Below are 3,402 nucleotides of genomic sequence, written 5' to 3'. Positions count from 1 at the left end.
TGCTCCGCTTTTGTAGGATCGATCTTTTCCAGGTTATCTATTATGACCAGCACCTGCCCTCCGGTTTTTTCAATCTCTGAGATGGTGTCATTAATTATATTGACCAGTTCTGAAACACGTGGTTCGATTTTTTTTCTGGTCTCGACCCTGGTAGTTGTTTCGCTTTTCATTCTCCCCATAATTTCAAGAAGATTAAAGGGTACTTTAAGACCGATCCCACCCCCCACTCCTTTTTCCTGGATAATTGATTCTATAATGGAACTGCCCCAATTATTTACCCTTTTCAATAGGGTTTGACCAAGATCGATTTCATCATTATCTGCCTTTTCCAGCATTTTCGTAAGCATGGAAAACAGGACATCAGTATAGTTTACATCATTTTGATCCAGTAAATCTAAAACATTATAATGTATAATAAAAAACCGGCTATCTAAATTTGATACAAGCCTGTTTAAAGTGGTTGTCTTTCCTGACCCGCGATGCCCTGTAAAAAGAAGCTTGATCGGTTCTCTTGTTTCCAATCCCAATTCAAGGCGATTTTGTAGATCCTTGATGTTGATTTCATTTTGGTCTATTTCAACATAATATTTTTTTAGATCATCATTTAACAGGACTTCATCAGGATTAAATAAGTGATAAATATCCCTAATATTTTCGGCCATTATTAGCACAACCTATGCCTATATTGCAACACATCCTTATTAATATATATACTAAATACACTTCTGCTAATAAAAGTGAAAGTATTTGAAAAATTTGATAGCATATCGTTCATAGATACCCTTTAATTGAGGTCACAGTCATGGTGTACAAAATAGGTGGCACTGCCGAGCAGGAGGCTGCCGAATACATTAGGGAGCATGTGACCAAGCCTGTGGTGGGTTATGTGGTAGGGATAAGCACGCCGCCGGGCAAGACCATGAGCCATGCCGGTGCCATTATCAGCAGGGGGCGGCGGGACTGCGAAGGAGAAGATCGAGACGCTGGAGGGTGCGGGGGTTGTAGTAGCACAGCAATTCCCGGTCTCTTATTTTGTTTTCATCCAAGCGGTCTGGAATAATACAACTGCAAGTCATTGATTATCCTTTTGACGTAGCGAGTAGAAGCACACAATATCATAAAATGTTTACGAAAAAATGAATAAACAGGCCTTCACTTGTATGCGTTTACAGCCATAACGTGAATTGCTGGTTGTGGCAGGCAGTCCTGGGGATGTAGCTGCGAAGGTGAAGAGGGTGGTCTGAGTAAGTCTGTGTGTTAAGAACTGATGGACCTGAGGTTCTCTTCGCATAAGTTGATAATCCTCGGGTCCTTTATCTCCTCTTTCCGATCACCAGCGCCTTTTGGTAATACTCTATTGCCTTTTCCACCTGCCCCAGATTAGAGTATGCCAGCCCGAGGTTTCCGAGGACAACACCTTGGCTTTGCGGATTGTCTAAAAGAGATGTATCGTTAAAGTGGTCTTTGGGTAATAAATCAAGGTATAGATCAATAAGTGTTCTACTGTTTCCCCACCTGTCTAGATCTTCATGTATATTATTGTCCATTATTATATTTAAAGCTTTATTATAATCTTCTGCCCTGCAGGCATGATAATGTGCTTCCAATAATGGCTGGAAATCTTCTTTGCTCGAAGGTTTTTCTGACAGTGGAATGGAGATGTAGTATTGCATGGCAATTTTATGGACATCTTTCTTATTTTCCAGATCATTATATGCAAATTCCCGTACCAGGGGATGAAGCCAGTAACTCCCATCATGGTCGGTTTCCAGGAGGGACTTGTCAATAAGGTTCTCAATGGCATCAACGGATGTGGTTGCAGTGAACATGTTCTCAATTGCTTCTATGGGTTCGGACTGCCTGAAAACCGACATGCGCTCAAGAAGTTCCTTTTCATCCCCTGCCAGTTTGTCAAACAGTCTTCGAGCTATCTTGATAGTACTTTCTTTATGTCTTTTGAACATAGTGAGATCTTTTATGATAACTTTCACACCGAATTTTTTAACCAGACCTATCAACAATTTCAGAGCCAGAGGATGACCATCTACACTTGAGGCCAGTTCTTCCAGTTGTGATTGTTCTACCTTATCAAGTCCATTCTTTACCAGATAATCAACGGCAAAATAGGCTTTCAGACCTCCGAGTTTGTGTTTTTTATCCTCCAATATGTCAATAAGACTTCCACCATCTGCAAGTACTGGCAAGGTCCGGCTTGTTATGATGATTTTTGCTTGGTGAGAGCTGTCCCGTAATGAGGTAAACAGTGAATCAATCCCAGGATCATGGAAATTCATATTCTCATTCAGATCTGTTTCGAGATTATCAAATATAACCCATAGAAAGTCTCGTTTCCTAAGTTCGTCTATCAATCTATTGATATCATTCTGTCCGGCTTCCCGTCCCTCTTCTTTAAATTGTGCAATCAGTGGTGCGTTCATGTATCCGGCCAATTGTTCAAGCACATCGCCCAACGTGGCACTAGGTCTCTTAGCAAAATCAAACCAGAAAGGCAGGGGAACATTTGCAGGTCTGGTTTCAACAAGTGCCAGTGCCAGTGTTGTCTTTCCTATACCACCCATCCCACTGATGAACAGGATGTGGTGATTTTGGAGGTAAGTTATATGTTGAGTCAATTCATCTGCCCTGTTTTCAGTGACAAACTCCCTGAGCCGTGTTGGATATCCTGGAAGGGTTGAAGGAGTGGTTTTGCAAGTTCGTATTTGATCATATGGACTCTCTGGTGTTGCTTCTCCCTGCGAGCCTCTAAGGGGTGCAACTCCTTTTATGCCTGATACTAACCGGTGGAAGGCTTCAGCATCATCAATACCTTTTCTGAAGTCCACCCATGTTCTTAGTCCAAGAAAATCACCTACATTGAAGTCTTTTGCGCTTGGAAGCAGCACTGGAATAACCCGAAAAGATGTGTCTGCAGTCTGGCGGTTTAGGGCTCGTTCGATCTCTTCTTTGAACCAGCCCATTGATGCTTGTTCACTAATACATACAACACATGATTTTGCATGGTTAAGGCCACATGCCATGCCTTGCTGCCAAGGCTCTCCAGGCACAAGAATCCATTTATCAAGCCATACATTCAACTTTTTCCTATCTTCGAGCTGCTTAGCTAGTTCCTCCACAAATTCTGCATCACTATGTGAATGACTTAGAAAAACGTCATAAATTTCTTCAGATTCTATAGACATGCTCCTCTCCTTTCTGAATCCCTTTCACACATTATCAAGATTAGATTATATCTTTGTCCTTTTAATCATTTATCTACTTCTATAAGTCTTTCCATAGATACAAGCGCACCACTGGGCAAGACCATGGGCCATGGCGGTGCTATTATCAGCGGGGGCGGCGAGACTGCGAAGGAGAAGATCGAGGCGCTGGAGAGTGCGGGGG

Annotated in this window: 2 protein-coding genes and 2 pseudogenes; 2 read left to right on the top strand and 2 right to left on the bottom strand. The window is 42.2% G+C overall.

The window, feature by feature from the left end; genetic code table 11:
- Positions 1-662 (bottom strand): AAA family ATPase (locus HF974_09215; protein ID MBC2698487.1); only part of this gene is annotated, 662 nt, incomplete at its 3' end.
- A 137-nt stretch (positions 663-799) separates the two neighbouring features.
- On the opposite strand from HF974_09215, the pseudogene HF974_09210 reads away from it, so the two are divergent.
- Positions 800-974, top strand: a pseudogene (locus HF974_09210) (succinate--CoA ligase subunit alpha).
- A 339-nt stretch (positions 975-1,313) separates the two neighbouring features.
- Here the strand turns inward: HF974_09210 and HF974_09205 are convergent.
- Complete coding sequence (locus HF974_09205) at positions 1,314-3,200, bottom strand: TIR domain-containing protein (protein ID MBC2698486.1); 1,887 nt, start codon at positions 3,198-3,200, stop codon at positions 1,314-1,316.
- A 102-nt stretch (positions 3,201-3,302) separates the two neighbouring features.
- Between HF974_09205 and HF974_09200 the strand changes: the two are divergent.
- Positions 3,303-3,402, top strand: a pseudogene (locus HF974_09200) (succinate--CoA ligase subunit alpha).

This window comes from ANME-2 cluster archaeon, assembly GCA_014237145.1.
In the GTDB taxonomy this organism is placed as follows: Archaea; Halobacteriota; Methanosarcinia; order Methanosarcinales; family Methanocomedenaceae; genus Methanocomedens_A.
This window is presented reverse-complemented; position numbering and strand designations above follow the sequence as displayed.